The 15,920-nt window shown below is 69.8% G+C and carries 13 protein-coding genes; 5 read left to right on the top strand and 8 right to left on the bottom strand.

Annotated features, from left to right (window positions below):
- The 4 genes from D588_RS24650 to D588_RS0112240 form a co-directional block, all read right to left on the bottom strand.
- The coding region (locus D588_RS24650) for a lysozyme inhibitor LprI family protein (RefSeq protein WP_232764289.1) at window positions 1-1,029 on the bottom strand (1,029 nt) is incomplete at its 3' end.
- Between the two features lie 54 nt (window positions 1,030-1,083).
- Window positions 1,084-2,682: a hypothetical protein gene (locus D588_RS0112250; RefSeq protein WP_017916194.1), complete on the bottom strand. Its 1,599-nt coding sequence runs from the start codon at window positions 2,680-2,682 to the stop codon at window positions 1,084-1,086.
- 106 nt (window positions 2,683-2,788) lie between these two features.
- Entirely contained in the window at window positions 2,789-3,241 is a 453-nt protein-coding gene (locus D588_RS0112245; protein ID WP_232764288.1) for a GNAT family N-acetyltransferase, read from the bottom strand.
- A gap of 70 nt (window positions 3,242-3,311) precedes the next feature.
- On the bottom strand, window positions 3,312-3,800 hold the full coding sequence (locus D588_RS0112240) for a DUF3574 domain-containing protein (RefSeq protein WP_017916192.1): 489 nt from the start codon (window positions 3,798-3,800) through the stop codon (window positions 3,312-3,314).
- A gap of 244 nt (window positions 3,801-4,044) precedes the next feature.
- Here D588_RS0112240 and D588_RS0112235 point away from each other — a divergent pair, with 244 nt between their 5' ends.
- The 5 genes from D588_RS0112235 to D588_RS0112215 all read left to right on the top strand — a co-directional run bounded on the left by D588_RS0112235 (window position 4,045) and on the right by D588_RS0112215 (window position 13,104).
- On the top strand, window positions 4,045-6,483 hold the full coding sequence (locus D588_RS0112235; protein WP_017916191.1) for a TonB-dependent receptor: 2,439 nt from the start codon (window positions 4,045-4,047) through the stop codon (window positions 6,481-6,483).
- Between the two features lie 329 nt (window positions 6,484-6,812).
- The gene (gene otsB / locus D588_RS0112230) at window positions 6,813-7,565 is read left to right on the top strand and encodes a trehalose-phosphatase (protein ID WP_026143649.1); all 753 of its coding nucleotides are present in this window, start codon (window positions 6,813-6,815) and stop codon (window positions 7,563-7,565) included.
- A 76-nt stretch (window positions 7,566-7,641) separates the two neighbouring features.
- Window positions 7,642-9,423 (top strand): glycoside hydrolase family 15 protein, encoded by a 1,782-nt coding sequence (locus tag D588_RS0112225; RefSeq protein ID WP_017916189.1) that lies wholly within the window; start codon window positions 7,642-7,644, stop codon window positions 9,421-9,423.
- Window positions 9,420-10,790: an alpha,alpha-trehalose-phosphate synthase (UDP-forming) gene (otsA, locus tag D588_RS0112220; protein ID WP_017916188.1), complete on the top strand. Its 1,371-nt coding sequence runs from the start codon at window positions 9,420-9,422 to the stop codon at window positions 10,788-10,790. The genes D588_RS0112225 and otsA overlap by 4 nt, the downstream gene beginning before the upstream one ends.
- Window positions 10,791-11,250: 460 nt before the next feature.
- On the top strand, window positions 11,251-13,104 hold the full coding sequence (locus tag D588_RS0112215; protein ID WP_017916187.1) for a methyl-accepting chemotaxis protein: 1,854 nt from the start codon (window positions 11,251-11,253) through the stop codon (window positions 13,102-13,104).
- 36 nt (window positions 13,105-13,140) lie between these two features.
- Here D588_RS0112215 and D588_RS0112210 read toward each other — a convergent pair whose 3' ends face one another.
- The 4 genes from D588_RS0112210 to pgeF all read right to left on the bottom strand — a co-directional run bounded on the left by D588_RS0112210 (window position 13,141) and on the right by pgeF (window position 15,864).
- Entirely contained in the window at window positions 13,141-13,893 is a 753-nt protein-coding gene (locus D588_RS0112210; protein WP_017916186.1) for a hypothetical protein, read from the bottom strand.
- A gap of 249 nt (window positions 13,894-14,142) precedes the next feature.
- Entirely contained in the window at window positions 14,143-14,535 is a 393-nt protein-coding gene (locus D588_RS0112205; protein ID WP_051067870.1) for a thiol-disulfide oxidoreductase DCC family protein, read from the bottom strand.
- Between the two features lie 28 nt (window positions 14,536-14,563).
- Window positions 14,564-15,106: a DUF4166 domain-containing protein gene (locus tag D588_RS0112200; protein ID WP_017916184.1), complete on the bottom strand. Its 543-nt coding sequence runs from the start codon at window positions 15,104-15,106 to the stop codon at window positions 14,564-14,566.
- Window positions 15,091-15,864, bottom strand: a complete 774-nt coding sequence (gene pgeF / locus D588_RS0112195; protein ID WP_017916183.1) for a peptidoglycan editing factor PgeF — start codon at window positions 15,862-15,864, stop codon at window positions 15,091-15,093. The genes D588_RS0112200 and pgeF overlap by 16 nt, the downstream gene beginning before the upstream one ends.
- Window positions 15,865-15,920 lie beyond the last annotated feature (56 nt).

The raw sequence follows: 15,920 nt of genomic DNA, 5'->3' as shown, positions 1-15,920 counted from the left end.
CCACACGCTCGCGTCGTGCCACGCGGCGATGGCGGCGGCCGGATCGCCGGGCGGCTCGGCGCCCTTGGGTTGTTTCAGCAATAGCAGCGGCGACACCGTGGCCTGCAGCGACAGCACCCGCCATGCGGCGAAATCCGCGTAGCGCATGGTGCCCGCGTCGTCGGAGACGCGATCCACCAGGCTGCCGAATGCCTGCTGCAAGCGCATCCATGCGGGTTGATCGAACAGGCCGGGCAACGGCCGGCAGATCGGCGCGGAAAGATCGCGGCTGGAGCCATACAGCGGGCCCATGGCGTCGTAGGCGGCCTCGCCCTGCGCGGCGAACACGAAACAATGCACGTAGGGGCGCGGATTCGGTTGCGTGGCCGCATCCGGCATATAGCCGCTGCGTTCGATCCATAGCCGCAACAGGGTCAGGTCGCGCGCTTCCCCGGCCTGTCGGCTGCTCGGCTCGGACGTGTCGAGCAGCCCGGCGGATACCCCGTCCTGCTGCCGCAGGGCGGTGCTAGCGGACGCGAACCGGGCACGCGCTTCGGCCGCCGCCACCCCGGCCGCCGGCACGAAGCGATGCAGGTACACCAGCCAGGCCGAGGCCAGACCACCATCGTAGGCGCGCAGCTGCGCCGCCGCCGCGGCAGGCGTGGTGGGAATGCTGGCGACGATGCGGTCGAAGCGCGCCGCCTGCGGCGCGAACTCGGCGTCCAGCGCGCGTACCCGCGCCTCCATCCGCTGTTTCAGGCAGGCGCCCGGATCGGTCTCGGCCAGGCAGCTCTGGCGCTGCGCCAGCCAGTCGCGCTGCGCGTTGCGCACGCCAGGCCGCTGCGCGGCGGGGACAACGTCGCGCAGCGCCGCATAGCGCAGGGCCAGCCATTCCTCCGTGGCGTCCAACCGCTTGTCCGTGCACAACAGTCGCTCCACCGCCGTGGTTGCCTTGCTGCAATCGAACGACACCGCGCCAGCCTTGGGCATCCAGCCCAGTGCCAGCAGCAGTGCCAGCGCACGCATGCGCAGGCCAAGGCAAGCGTTCATGCCATCCTCCTCTCGTGCATCGTTGCGATCCCGGCACCGCTTGTCGCGCCGCCGTCAGTCCACCAGCACCGCGCGCGGCTTCTGCAACGACAGCAGGCCGAGCAAGGCGGCCAGCACCAGGTAGCCGCCGACGAACTGCCAGGCGATCAACTTGGGCACGCCGCTCAGCGTCCACGGCAGGTACAGGCCGCCGCGCGGGTCCACCGAATGGATCAGCCCGAACAGGGTCAACCCGGCCGCCACCAGCAGGAACACGGCGGCACGGCGCAGGCGGCCGTCCACCATCGCCGCCACTGCGGCGATCCACAGCATCGCGGTGATGATGAAGCCGTTGCCCAGGGTCAGGATCACCGCCAGCTCGGGCAGGCCGTGGCCGTCCAGGGTGGTGGTGAGTTTGGCCAGCTGCTCCGGGGCGATCCAGCCCGGCGCCTTGATCGCCAGCAGGTAGGCCACCGACGGCAGGAAACCCAGCACCATCGCCCCGGCGTGGCGCTTGGGCGTGGCCTGGAAGGCCTGGGTGGTGATGTCGATGGCGACGTAGACGATGATCGGCGCCAGCACCGCCATCGGCAGCCACTGCACCAGCCCGGCGACCAGCCCGAACATGCCGCCCAGGCCGATGAACAGGCCGGTGAGCAGGGTGTAGCCGCTGCGCGCGCCCATGTGCTTGTAGGCCGGCTGGCCGATGTACGGCGTGGTCTGGGCGACGCCGCCGCAGACACCGGCGATCAGGGTCGCGCCGGCCTCGACCAGCAGGATGTCGCGGGTGCGGTAGTCGTCGCCGGCGGCACGTGCGCTTTCGCTGACGTTGATGCCGCCGACCACCATCAGCAGGCCGAACGGCAGCAACAGCGGCAGCAGCGGCACCGTGTCGGCCAGGCCGGCGACGAAGCCCAGGCTCGGCCACGGCAACACCAGCTGCGGCGCGCTCCATTGCGGCGCCTGGTGGCCGGGAATGCCGATCCCCGCGGCGTTGGCCCAGTAGTACAGGCCGGTACCCAACGCCAACGCCAGCGGCACCCCCGGCAGGCGCCACGGCAACCGCCCCTTGGCGATCAGCACGTACAGCAGCAGGCCCAGCACCACCAGCCCGACCAGCGGCGTGCGCAGCGTCTCCAGCAGCGGCAGGAAGCCCATCAACACGATGGCGATGCCGGCGATGGAGCCGAGCAGCGCGGCGCGCGGCAAGGCGCGGGTGACCGCATCGCCGAAGAACGACAGCACGGTCTTCAGCGCGCCCATCACCACCAGCGACGCCATGCCCAGGTGCCAGGTGGCCAGCGCCGCGGCCTGCGGGTCCAGGCCCTGCTGCTTGTAGCGCACGAAGGCCGGGCCGAGCACCAGCAGCGCCATGCCGATGCTGGTCGGCGCATCCAGGCCCAGCGGCATCGCGGTGACGTCGCTGCGCCCGCTGCGCGCGGCCAGCCGCCGCGCCATCCAGGTGTAGAGCAGGTTGCCGACCAGCACGCCGAAGGCGGTGCCGGGAATCATCCGGGTGTAGATGACCTCGACGGGGAACTGGAACAGGCCGACCAGCGCCAGGGTGATGAAGCCGAGGATCGACAGGTTGTCGACCACCAGGCCGAAGAAGCCGTTGAGGTCGCCGGCGACGAACCAGCGCAGGCGCGGCGAAACGGGAGCGGGACTGGACATGCGGGCAGTGGCGGCGTTGGGGGTCGAGGGATGGTAAGGGCAAGCGGCACCGTCGGATCGGTGCACGCGCAGGATGCCGTTTTCCGGCGACTGCGCGCCGCGGTAGCTACAGCGGCAGATGCAGGAACTGGTTGAACGCGCTCGGCACGTAGTCGCCGAACGCCGGCCCGTTGCGGAAGCCGCGCCGGCGATACAACGCCAGCGCCGGCGCGAACGCCGCGCCGCTGCCGGTTTCCAGGCTCAGCCGCTGCAGGCCTTCGGCGCGGGCGACCGCGATCAGATGGTCGAGCAGGGCCGCCGCCGCACCCTGGCGCAGGAACGCCGGATGCGTGCGCATCGACTTCAGTTCGCTACCGCCATCGTCCAGCGTCCGCAAGGCGCCGACCGCGGCCAGCGTATCGTCGCGCCACACGCTCCACACCCGCACCTGCGGCTGCCGCAGACCCGACAGGTCCAGCGCATACACACTGCCCGGCGGCGACTGCGCATGCATCTGCTGCACGTGGTACTCCAGCAACCCGCGCACCGCCGGATCGTCCAACTCATCGGGCCGGATCACTAACGGCCCCACCGTCATCGCAGCACCCCGCCCTTGCAAATCCCCATTCCCCACTCCCGAATCCCCGCACTCAAAACGACACATCCACCGCCTGCCGCGCCCACAGCACCGACTGGTGCCCGGTGGCCTGCTTCCACGCCAGCCGGATCGCCTCGATGTCGGCGCGGCGCTGCGGGGTGTCCTCGTGCAGGATCACCAGTACCTTGGTGTTGAGCCGGTTCGGCTCCTTGGCGCCGCGGAACAGCCACTGGCCGTAGGCGTCGAACACGGTCAGGCCGTCGGGAAAGCGCGGCGTCACTTCCTTGTCCAGGAACGCGCGCCAGCGCGCCTCGCTGATCGGCTCGGCCTGCGGACGGTCGGCCGGGCCGCTCTCCTCGCCCACGCCGAAGTACAGCTCGCTGCGCACCCAGCCGCTGGCCTGCGCTGGCCGCGCCGCATCGCCCTGCATGGTCGCGCTGACCTTGCTCGGCGCGGTGGGCGCGGTGGGCGCGGACGGGGCGACGCTGGCGCAGGCGCTCAGGGCCAGGAGGACGGCGATCAACGGGGCACGCAGCAGCATCGGCAAGGTCTCGGTCGGAACGGAAATGGGACAGGCGATCGTAGGCCAGACGCAGGACATGCCCGGATAACTCCAGGGCATGAGCTCATGCCCGACGGCACCGAACACACGGCTCGCACATCGCCTTAACGTCGAGCTAATATATCGCTTCATCCGGATGGATGCAGCAACCTTTGCCGACCCCAGTCGCCGCCATGGCCGGCGCGGCCGGTCTCGATGGTCATCGTTTCAGGAGAGAACCCCCATGTCGTCCCCGTTCGTCAGGCCGCTGAGCCTGGCCATCGCACTGGCCCTGGCGGCCCCCGCGTTCGCCCAGGAGGCCGCTCCGGCCACCGCGACCAATCTGGACACGGTGATCGTCACCGGCACCCGCGCCAGCGGCCGCACCGTGCTCGAATCCACCGCCCCGGTGGACGTGCTCAGCGCCGAGGACATCCGCAAGGCCGGCGTGGTCAACGGCGAACTCGGCAGCGCGCTGCAGGCGCTGCTGCCGTCCTTCAACTTCCCGCGCCAGTCCAACTCCGGCGGCGCCGACCACGTGCGCGCCGCACAGCTGCGCGGGCTCTCGCCCGACCAGGTGCTGGTACTGGTCAACGGCAAGCGCCGCCACACCTCGGCGCTGGTCAACACCGACAGCAAGATCGGCAAGGGCACCACCCCGGTGGACTTCAACGCCATCCCGATCAGCGCGATCAAGCGCATCGAAGTGCTGCGCGACGGCGCCGGCGCGCAGTACGGCTCCGATGCGGTGGCCGGGGTGATCAACGTGATCCTGGACGACGACCCGGACAGCGGCGCGCTGGAAGCCAGCTACGGCGCCAACCACACCGACGTCAAGCCGATCCACCGCACCCTCACCGACGGCCAGACCGGCTATGCCAGCGGCAAGGTCGGCACACGCCTGGGCGAGGACGGCGGCTTCTTCAAGGTCGGCCTGGAACTGAAGAACCACGAGGCCACCAACCGCGCCGGCTTCGACCAGATCCCGCCGTTCGAGGAACAGACCTCGGCCAATCTGGCGCTGGCCGGCAAGCGCAACTATGAACTCGGCGACGGCGCCAGCAAGGATCTCAACGCCTGGCTCAACGGCAAGCTGCCGTTCGGCCAGGGCAGCGAGGTCTATGCCTTCGGCACCTATAACCAGCGCGACACGCAGGGCGCCAACTACTTCCGCTACCCCGACGGCGCCGCCAACTGGACCCAGGTGTATCCGCAGGGCTACCGCCCGGTGTCGCTGGGCGAGAACCGCGACCTGCAGGCGGTGCTCGGCGCGCGCGGGCAATGGGGCGAATGGGCCTACGACGCCAGCCTCGACTACGGCCGCAATGACTTCACCTACCGGCTCAAGCATTCGCTCAACGCCTCGCTGGGCCCGGGCAGCCCGACCCGCTTCAAGACCGGCGACTACGCGTTCGAGCAAGGCGTGGCCAACCTTGACCTGAGCCGCAGCTTCGACGCCGCTGGCGCCACCCACACCGTGGGCACCGGCGTGGAGCTGCGCCGCGAGCACTACCGCACCCGTCCGGGCGACCCGGCCAGCTACGCCGCCGGCCCCTACACCGACCGCCCCACCGGCGCCCAGGCCGGCGGCGGCCTGACCCCGCAGGATGCGGCCGACCTGTCGCGCAACGTCGCCAGTCTCTACGCCAGCGTGTCCAGCCAGTTCGGCGACAAGCTCTCCACCGACCTGGCCGCGCGCTACGAGCACTACCAGGATTTCGGCGGCGAACTGACCGGCAAGCTGGCCGCGCGCTACGAGTTCGTCCCGGCATTCGCCCTGCGCGGCGCGATCTCCAACAACTTCCGCGCGCCGTCGCTGAGCCAGATCGGCTACGAGGCCAGTTCCACCGGCTACAACGCCAACGGACAGTTGCTGCAGGGCCGCCTGCTCTCGGTCGACAACCCGATCGCGCAGGCGCTGGGCGCGCGCACGCTGCAGCCGGAGAAGTCGCGCAACTACAGCCTGGGCTTCACCAGCCGCGTCGGCAGCCACTTCGACCTGTCGCTGGACCTGTTCCAGATCGACATCGACAAGCGCATCGCGCTGTCGGAAAGCATCGACGGCGACGCCCTGACCGATTTCGTCGCGCAGCGCTTCGGCATCGCCGGCCTGCAGAGCGCCAGCTTCTTCGTCAACGCCGCCGACACCCGCACCCGCGGTGCCGAACTGGTCAGCAACTGGCGGCAGGCGCTGGGCCAGGGCCAACTGCAGCTGACCGGCACCTGGAGCTACGCCAAGACCGAACTGGAGAACGTGGTGGCCACGCCGGCGCAGTTGCTGGCGCTGAATCCGGACTACGTGCTGTTCGGCGTGGAAGAGCGCAACACCCTGACCGAAGCGACCCCGCGCACCCGCGCGCAGCTGGCGGCGAACTGGAGCGACGCGCGCTGGTCGCTGCAGACCCGCGTCACCCGCTACGGCAGCGCCACCCGCGTGTTCGACTTCGGCGGCGGCTTCGCCCCGGAGCAGACCTACAGCGCCAAGTGGCAACTCGACGCCGAGGTCGAATACCACCTCACCCCGCAGTGGAGCGTGGCGGTAGGCGGCCAAAACCTCACCGACGCCTACGCCGACCGCTCCAAGCCGGACATCGCCTACTTCGGCAACCTGCCCTACGACGTGCTCTCGCCGATCGGCAGCAACGGCGCTTACTACTATGGGCGGGTGCGGTACACCTTCTGACGAAGGTGTGGGGAATGGGGACACGGGAATGGGGAATGGGTAAAAGCAACAGCCGTGCGCGCAGGCACCGCTTTTGCTCTTCCCATTCCCGTTTCTCGATTCCCGTTTCCCGGCCCAGACACCTTCTGACGAAGGTGTGGGGAATGGGGAGGCGGGAATCGGGAATGGGAAGGAGCGGGGAATCGGGAATCGAGAAAAGGGAATCGGAAGAGCAGAAGAGCAAGAGCCTACCCGCACGGCTATTGCTTTTCCCCATTCCCGTTTCCCCATTCCCGATTCCCGGCCCCCAATCCACCTGACGCTAACGCCCGCTGCGCCATCATGGCCGGATGGCAGACGCGCTCCCCCTCCGACCGCCGCCGCCGCGTCTGGACGATGCCTGCGCATTGTTCCTGGACGTGGACGGCACTCTCATCGCCTTTGCCGAACGTCCCGACCAGGTGCAGTTGCTGCCCGAGGTACGTGAGGCAATCGGCCGCCTGCACCAGCGCCTCGGTGGCGCGGTGGCGCTGGTCAGCGGACGTCCGCTGACGCAGCTCGACGCCTTGTTCGCGCCGCTGCGGCTGCCCGCCGCCGGCCTGCACGGCCACGAACTGCGCAGCGACGCCGACGCGCAGGCGGCGATGCCCGCCGATACCTCCGATTTCCTCCATGCGCTGCATGCGCGTGCCGCGCATCTGCGGCAGGCGCATCCGGGCGTGCTGGTCGAAGACAAAGGCGCCAGCGTGGCCCTGCATTGGCGGGCCGCGCCGAGCGCTGCGGAGGCGGTCCTGGCGTTCGCCGGCGAACAGCTCGCCGACCTGCCGGGCTACCGCCTGCAGCCCGGCGACCACGTGGTCGAGTTCGTGCCCGAAGGCAGCGACAAGGGCGTGGCGCTGACCACGCTGCTGCAGCAACCGCCGTTCCGCGGGCGCCGCCCGGTGTTCGTCGGCGACGATCTCACCGACGAATTCGGCTTCGCCGCGGCCAACCAGGCCGGCGGCTGGAGCGTGCTGGTCGGCACCCGCGCCGACAGCGTCGCCACCTATGCGCTGCCCGATCCACGCGGCGTACACGCCTGGCTGCGCGATAACGCCGGATGAGGCCAGCGCAACGCCCGCCCGTCCGCGCCCCGTGGCCGTTTCCCCCACTGCTTCCGCACAAGGACCCGACCGCTCCATGAGTTCCCCCAATCTCGACCTCGGCGTCATCGGCAACGGCAGCTTCGGCGCCCTGATCGACAAACGGGCCAGCGTGGTGTGGAGCTGCCTGCCGGCCTTCGACGGCGACCCGGCATTCTGCGCCCTGCTCTCCCCGCGCGCGCATCCCGGCGGCGATTTCAGCATCGAACTGGAAGACTTCGTCGACAGCGACCAGCACTACCTGGCCAACACCGCGATCCTGCGCACCGTGCTGCGCGACGCCCATGGCGGCGCGGTGGAGGTGATCGACTTCGCGCCGCGCTGGCGCAACCACGGCCGCTTCTATCGCCCGGTCAGCATCATCCGCCAGGTACGGCCGCTGGCCGGCAACCCGCGCATCCGCGTGCTGGCCAGGCCGCTGGCCGACTGGGGCGCGCGCCAGCCGGAGAGCACCTGGGGCAGCAACCACGTGCGCTGGCTGCTGCCGGATTTCACCCTGCGCCTGACCACCGACGTGCCGGTACGCTTCATCCGCGACGAGTTGCCGTTCGTGCTCAACCACCCGGTCAACCTGATGCTGGGCGTGGACGAATCGCTGACCCGCTCGCTGACCGGCTACATCCAGGAAGCGCAGGAACGCACCGAGGAATACTGGCGCGAGTGGGTGCGCTACCTGTCGGTGCCGCTGGACTGGCAGGACGCGGTGATCCGCAGCGCGATCACCCTGAAGCTGTGCCAGTACGAGGACAGCGGCGCGATCATCGCGGCGATGACCACCTCAATCCCGGAAGCGCCGGACACCCCGCGCAACTGGGACTACCGCTACTGCTGGCTGCGCGACGCCGCCTTCGTGGTGCGCGCGCTGAACCGGCTCGGCGCCACCCGCACCATGGAGCAGTTCCTCGGCTACATCTTCAACATCGCCACCACCGACGGCAGCCTGCAGCCGCTGTACGGCATCGGCTTCGAGGCGGCGCTGGAGGAACACGAGGTCGAGTCGCTGGCCGGCTATCGCGGCATGGGCCCGGTGCGGCGCGGCAACCTGGCCTGGATCCAGAAGCAGCACGACGTGTACGGCAGCGTGGTGCTGGCCTCCACCCAGTTGTTCTTCGACCTGCGCCTGAAGGACCCCGGCGACACCCACACGTTCCTGCGCCTGGAGCCGCTGGGCGAGCGCGCCTTCGAACTGCATGACGTGCCCGACGCCGGTCTGTGGGAATTCCGCGGCCGCGCCGAGGTGCACACCTATACGAGCGCAATGTGCTGGGCCGCCTGCGACCGCCTGGCCAAGATCGCCGCGCGGCTGGGCCTGGAAGACCGCGTGGCGTACTGGCGCGAGCGCGCCGAGCGCATCCACGCACGCGTGCTGGCCGAGGCCTGGAGCACGGAGCTGGGCCACTTCACCGACACCTTCAACGGCCACCGGCTGGACGCCTCGCTGCTGTTGCTGGCCGACATCGGGTTCATCGCCCCGGACGATCCGCGTTTCATCGCCACGGTCGAGGCGATCGGCCGCGATCTCAAGCATGGCGATGCGCTGTACCGCTACGTGGCGCCGGACGACTTCGGCGAACCGGAGACCAGCTTCACCATCTGCACGTTCTGGTACATCGACGCCCTGGCCGCGATCGGCCGCAAGGAAGAGGCGCGCGAGCTGTTCGAGCGCATCCTCTCCCGGCGCAATCACCTGGGCCTGCTGTCGGAGGATCTGGCCTTCGACAACGGCGAAGCCTGGGGCAATTTCCCGCAGACCTATTCGCATGTCGGCCTGATCATCGCCGCCATGCGCTTGTCGCGCAGTTGGCAGGAGGCGTCATGAGCAGATTGGTGGTGGTATCCAACCGCGTGGCCTTGCCCGGCGAGAACCGCGCCGGCGGCCTCGCGGTAGGCTTGCTGGCGGCGCTGAAGGAGCGCGGCGGCGTGTGGTTCGGCTGGAGCGGCAAGACCGTGCGCGGCGACAGCGGCGCGATGCACGAACAGACCCAGGGCGATATCCGCTTCGTCACCATGGATCTGAATCGCGCCGACCTGGACGCGTACTACAACGGCTTCGCCAACCGCACGCTGTGGCCGCTGCTGCACTTCCGCCTGGACCTGGTCGACTACGACCGCGCCACCCGCGAAGGCTATCGCCGGGTCAACGCCATGTTCGCCGACAAGCTCGCGCCGCTGCTGCGCGAGGACGACACGGTGTGGATCCACGACTATCACCTGATCCCGCTGGCCTCGCTGCTGCGCGAGCGCGGCATCGGCTGCCGCATCGGTTTCTTCCTGCATGTGCCGTTCCCCTCGGCCGACCTGATCCAGGCGCTGCCGGACCACGCGCGGCTGTTCTCCGGCTTCTACGCCTACGACCTGATCGGCTTCCAGACCCGCCGCGACGTCGACCGCTTCCAGGCCTACGTGCGCCTGTTCGGCGGCGGCAAGGTGATCAAGGACGGCGTGCTGGAAGCGCCGGGCGGACGCCGGTTCCGCGCGGCCATGTTCCCGATCGGCATCGACACCGAACTGATCGCGCAGCAGGCGCGCGCGGCGATGTCCAAGCCGGCGGTGCGCGATCTGCGCAGCAGCCTGCGCGATCGCCAGCTGGCGATCGGCGTGGACCGGCTGGACTACTCCAAGGGTCTGCCGGAACGCTTCCTCGGCTTCGAGCGCTACCTGGAACGGCATGCCGACCAGCGCGGCAGCCTCACCTACCTGCAGATCGCACCGGTCTCGCGCGGCGACGTCACCGAGTACAAGCAGTTGCGCAACCAGCTCGAGCAGATCGCCGGTCATATCAACGGCGGCCACGCCGAGCCGGACTGGACGCCGCTGCGCTACGTCAACCGCAACTTCACCCACGCCACCCTGACCGGTTTCTACCGCGCCGCACAGGTCGGCCTGGTGACGCCGCTGCGCGACGGCATGAACCTGGTGGCCAAGGAGTACGTGGCCGCGCAGGATCCGGAGAATCCCGGCGTGCTGGTGCTGTCGCTGCTGGCCGGCGCCGCCGACGAACTGAAGGAAGCGCTGCTGGTCAATCCGCACGACCTGGACGGCGTCGCCGACGCCATCGCCACCGGCGCGTCGCTGCCCAAGGCCAAGCGCATCGAGCGCTGGCAGGCGATGATGGATCACCTGCGCAAGCACGACATCAACGCATGGCGCCAGCGCTATCTGCAGGCGCTGGAAAGCGTGCGCTAGCGGCGGCACACGCGTTGCACCACGCGGCGCGCTGCGCCTGCGCGCCGTGCGATCCTGCCTTGCAGGCCATGCGCCATCCGCCATGGCGCGGCATGACGCGGTGTTCCGTGTCCCGTCGCGGCCAGACTAGCTGCCTTGCCTAACATAGCCGCCACGCGCCGCGCCGGCTGATCTGCTTGCCGAGGCCACCGCAGCGCGATCGCTGCTTCGGGATGCACGTCGCGCTTGCGGCCGCCCGCGCCGCGTCCCAGGCGCGGCCCTGCGTCGATCGCCTGCTGCGCCGCAGCACATCATCACGCCTTCGGCGCTCTGCCTTATGCGTTCAGTCCATATAAAGTTTCCGACGAACGGCAGGTGAAGGCGATCAAGCCGGCACGGTGATATGCCGATACTGGATCACCCCCCACGCGATCGCACCGCCCTCGCGGCGTTGCCCGTTGTTTCCCAGCCGGTGCAGACCATGCCCTCGCCAACTGCCGTTCTCCGCCCCACCGCCTCCTGGCTGCGCCCGCGTTCGGCGCTGCTTGCCCTGTCCCATGTCCTGGTCCTGCTGGCGCTGGCCGGCTATGCGTTGCACGTCGGCCGCACGGTGGGAGCCAACGGATCGGCATTGCCGCGGTTGCTGCCGGCGCTGCTGGTCGCCGTGGCCGCCGCCGCGGCACTGGTCTGGCTCGGCAGACGCAGCGCGCCACGCGCCCTGGAACACGCCACGCAGGCGCTGCAGGCACTGGGCGAAGGCCGCTTCGAGCAGCGTGTGGAGGTGCTCGGGGACACGGCCGAGGTGGCGCTGTTGCGTGCGCTGCAGAAAGCACAACAGGCGCTGGCGGCGCGCCAGGCGCAGACCGAGGCGGAACTGCGCCACGGCCGTTTCGTGATCCAGGCGCTGGACGATCTCGACACCATGGTGCGCATCGCCGACGACGATGGCCGCGTGCATTTCGCCAACCGCAAGCTGCTGCAGATGCTGCGCACCATCGAACCGGACGTGCAGCGCTTCCGCCCCGAATTCCGCGCCGAACAGTTCGTCGGCGGCAGCATCGGCGACATCTATCCGGACAGCCAGGCGGCGATCGATCGCATGCGCGCGCTGACCGGCTCCAAGCGCGTGCGCGCGCCGTTCTTCGGCCGCCAGATCGATTTCGTGTACAGCCCGATCGACGATGCCGACGGCCGCCGCCTGGGCACCATCGCGCAATGGGAAGAGGTGACCGCTCAGGTCAACGCCGAACAGGCGCTGGCCACGGTGATCGAGGCGGCCGCGCACGGCGATTTCAGCCAGCGCATCGAGACCGCGGCGATGGACGGCGTCCTCAAGTCGCTGGCCGAGGGCGTCAACCGCATTTCCGATGGGGTGGAGAGCAACCTGGCGCAACTGGCCGGAGCGCTGGCGGCGCTGGCCGAAGGCGACCTCACCCACCGCGTCGACGGCCAGGCGCAGGGCGTGTTCGCGCGCTTGCGCGAGGACACCAACCGCACCGTCGCCAAGCTCACCGAAATCATCGTCGGGATCCAGGAGTCGGCCGACACGATCCGCCGCGCCGCCTCGGAGATCGCCGCAGGCAATACCGACCTGTCCGACCGCACCGAACAGCAGGCGGCGAGCCTGGAGGAGACCGCCAGCTCGATGGAAGAGTTGACCTCGGCGGTGAAGCAGAACGCCGACAACGCGCAGCAGGCCAACGGCCTGGTGCAGAACACAGGCGAGGTCGCCCGTTCCGGCGGCCAGGTGATGGACGAGGTGGTGGCGACGATGCGCGCGATCAGCACGTCCTCGCAGCGCATCGGCGAGATCATCGGCGTGATCGACGGCATCGCCTTCCAGACCAACATCCTGGCGCTCAACGCCGCGGTGGAAGCGGCGCGCGCCGGGGAACAGGGCCGCGGGTTCGCCGTGGTCGCCTCGGAGGTGCGGTCGCTGGCGCAGCGCTCGGCCGATGCGGCCAAGGAGATCAAGGACCTGATCGAAGCGTCCACGCGCACCGTCGGCGAAGGCGCCGCGCTGGTCAACCGCGCCGGCGCCACCATGCACGAGATCGTCGGTTCGGTGCAGCGGGTGACCGGCCTGATCGGCGAGATCAGCGCCGCCAGCGGCGAGCAGTCCAGCGGCATCGAACAGGTCAACCGCACCGTGGCGCAACTGGACGAGGTGACCCAACGCAACGCCGCCCTGGTCGAGGAAGCCACCGCCGCCGCGCGCAGCATGGAGGAGCAGGCCGGCGGCCTGGCTGCGGCGGTCGCGGTGTTCCGGATCGAGACGGGACAAGGGCGGCCGGGCGGCAGCAATGTCACCCCACTGCTGCGCCGTACGTACTGAGGCGACGCACGCGACGACCGCCCGCCCCGTCCAGGATCAGGCAAAGCGCATGAATTGCTGGAGCAGGAACTGCAACTGGCTGGCGCGGGTGGGAAACTCGCTCTGAGGAAAGTACCCGGTGTCGGTATTGATCACCGTCACGACGTCATCGCCATTGGGCGCTTGCGAAACGAAGGATTGCTGGGCCTGCCCGAGCAGCATCAATTGCCCCAGCACGTGCGGATAGTAATCGGCATAGAACCGCTCCACCGCCTCGCGCGTGGCGAAGGCATGACCGGCATGGGCCTTCCTGCTGGTGCCGGTCGCATCGACCACCTTCAACGGCTTGTACACGTTGCCGGTCTTTTGCTTGTCGCCGCCCCACACTGTTCCGGCCAAGGCGCCCTCGTTGACGAAGACGACGGCGTCGTTCAACTCCAGCGGCTGGGCGGTATTCTGCTGGATGATCTCGTCGGTGCGTCGCGCGACCAGTTTCAGGCGTTCGATGCTGGCGGCGATGTCGGCTGCGCTTGCACCGAGTTCGCGATACAGCGCCACATTCTGGATGTTCTGCGCGAAGGTGTCGTCCCGGTCCCAGTCGCCCGCATAGAGCCCCACCACGCGCGTCGGCCTTTCGTAGATGGCGAAACCGGATCGATGCAATGGACGCAAGCGGATGAACGGGCCCGTTCCGCTCATGTAGTAGGTACTGGGCAGCTGCTCGCCGACGAATCTGTAGTTCTTGATATCGATCGTGCCGAACACGCGATTGCTTGGATCGATCAGCCGCGCAGGCGTAGGACTGGGCATAGCGGAACTCCTCTCGGGCGGGTGTGGGAGCGTGGAAACGGGGGGCACCACGGTGTTATCTGCCAAGGAGGCTGGCGGACGCCGCTGCCAGCGGCTTGCCAGCAGAAGCAGCAGAGGAATCTCCATCGTTGCCGGTCCGATCGCGTGGTTGGCCCGTCCGCCAAGAACGGCCACCGCAGGCACTTGTGAACCCGCGGGGATGGGCTCGCGCGAGGAAACAGCCGATCAGACGCGCCGCGCGCGTCGTGCTCACTCCAGAAAGCGCGAGCGCTGTTGCGGCTCCGGCAGGAAACACTGCGCCGTGGTACCGAACCAGCGATGGCGGTTGCGCGCCAGCACCCGGTAGCAGGCATCGCGCCAACGCCGCGGCAGCAGGCGCAGCGACGCGACGCTGCGCCACACCCCGCCGAGCCCGGCGATCACCGCGATCGCCGCGTCCGAATCGGTCAAGGCACCGTGCCGTGTCAGCAGCAGGAACGACAGCGGATCGGCCGGATCCAGGCCGTGCTCGCGCAACAGCGCGCTGCCGCGCGGCGACTGCATCGCCGCAAACCGGTAGCGGCCGCGGCGGTCATGGCGCAGCAGGAACCGCACCCAGCGACTGCACAGCGCGCAGACCCCGTCGAACACGACGATGGCCATGTCCTCCGACGCCGCGGGCGCCGGCGGCTCAGGCCGGCGCAAGCCAGCCCTCGTAGCGGATGAACGGGCCGATCCACGGCAGGCTCACCGCGATCAAGAACGCGTAGCGCCCGTCGCGCTGGTCTTCGCGGCAGTGCACGCCGGCCAGCCAGCGTCGCGGCAGCGGCACCACGCCGAAGGCCCAGGCCCGCGCCGCGCGCCATTCGATGCCGGCACCGTCGATCCGCAGGGCGAATTCGAACACCACCGCACCCAGCCGCTCGCGCAGGCGGCCGCGGTGCAGCCACAGCCGCGAGGGCATGGCATGCGTGCCAAAGCGGCGCTCCCAGCGCTCGCCGTGGGCATCGGCGCGAAACACCACCTCCACCGGCGTCGCCGGCCCGGTGCGCGGCAGCCGCACCAGCCACGCGCACAGCGGCAACAGCGGGTGGCGGCCGCGCTGGACCATCGCCTGACCGACATAGCGCGACTGCGACGAGGGCGTATGCAGTTCGCGCAGTACCGGCGGCAATTGCGCGAACGCCGGACCCAGCACCTGCGCGAACAGCGGCGGCGTCAGGGCGCGATCCACGCCAGGGTCGCCATGCGCCCGCTGCGGCGGTCGCGCCGATAGGAGTAGAAGCGCTGCGCATCGGCGATGGTGCACAGCCCACCACCGTGGATCTGCTCCGGGGCCAGGCCAGCCGCGACCAGGCGTTGCCGCGCCAGCGCGTACAGGTCCACCCGCCAGTGGCCGGGCCGGGTGTCCACGAATGCGGCCGCGGCGGCCGGATCGTGGCGCAGGAACGCCTCGCGCACCTCGGCGCCGATCTCGTAGTGCTGCGGTCCGGCCGCCGGCCCCAGCCAGGCCTGCAGCTGCGTGGGCGGCGTACGCAGCGCGGCCACGGTAGCCTCCAGCACGCCGCCGGCCAGCCCCTGCCAGCCGGCGTGCGCGGCACCGACCTCGCTGCCGTCGCGGGCGGCGAACACCACCGGCAGGCAGTCGGCGGTCAGGATCGCCAGCACCACGCCCGATTCGGCGGTGACCGCGGCATCGGCGGTCGGCTCGGCGTCGATGCCGGTGCCCTGCGGCGGCCCGTCGAAACGCAGCACCTGCAAGCCGTGTACCTGCCGCAGCCAATGCGGCGGCGTCGGCAGCGCCAGTCGCGCGGCCAACTCATCGCGGTTGCGCTGCACCGTGGCCGGGTCGTCGCCGTCGGCGGCACTGCGGTTGCCGAGGTTGAAGCGGTCGAACGGCGGCTGCGAGGCGCCGGCGCCAGTGCGCAGGGTGGTCAGGGCGTGGACCCGCGGCGGTGCCGGCCAGTCGGCCGGCAGGGCGAAGTCGCTCATCGGTCGCGCCCTCGCCCGACATCGGCCGACATGCCGCCAGCCTGGCGCCCCCGGCA

Origin of the sequence: Xanthomonas sp. SHU 308 (genome assembly GCF_000364645.1) — a bacterium.
Taxonomy (GTDB): domain Bacteria; phylum Pseudomonadota; class Gammaproteobacteria; order Xanthomonadales; family Xanthomonadaceae; genus Xanthomonas_A; species Xanthomonas_A sontii.
Note: the sequence above shows the minus strand (reverse complement) of the source record. Positions and strands in the feature narration are given on the sequence as shown.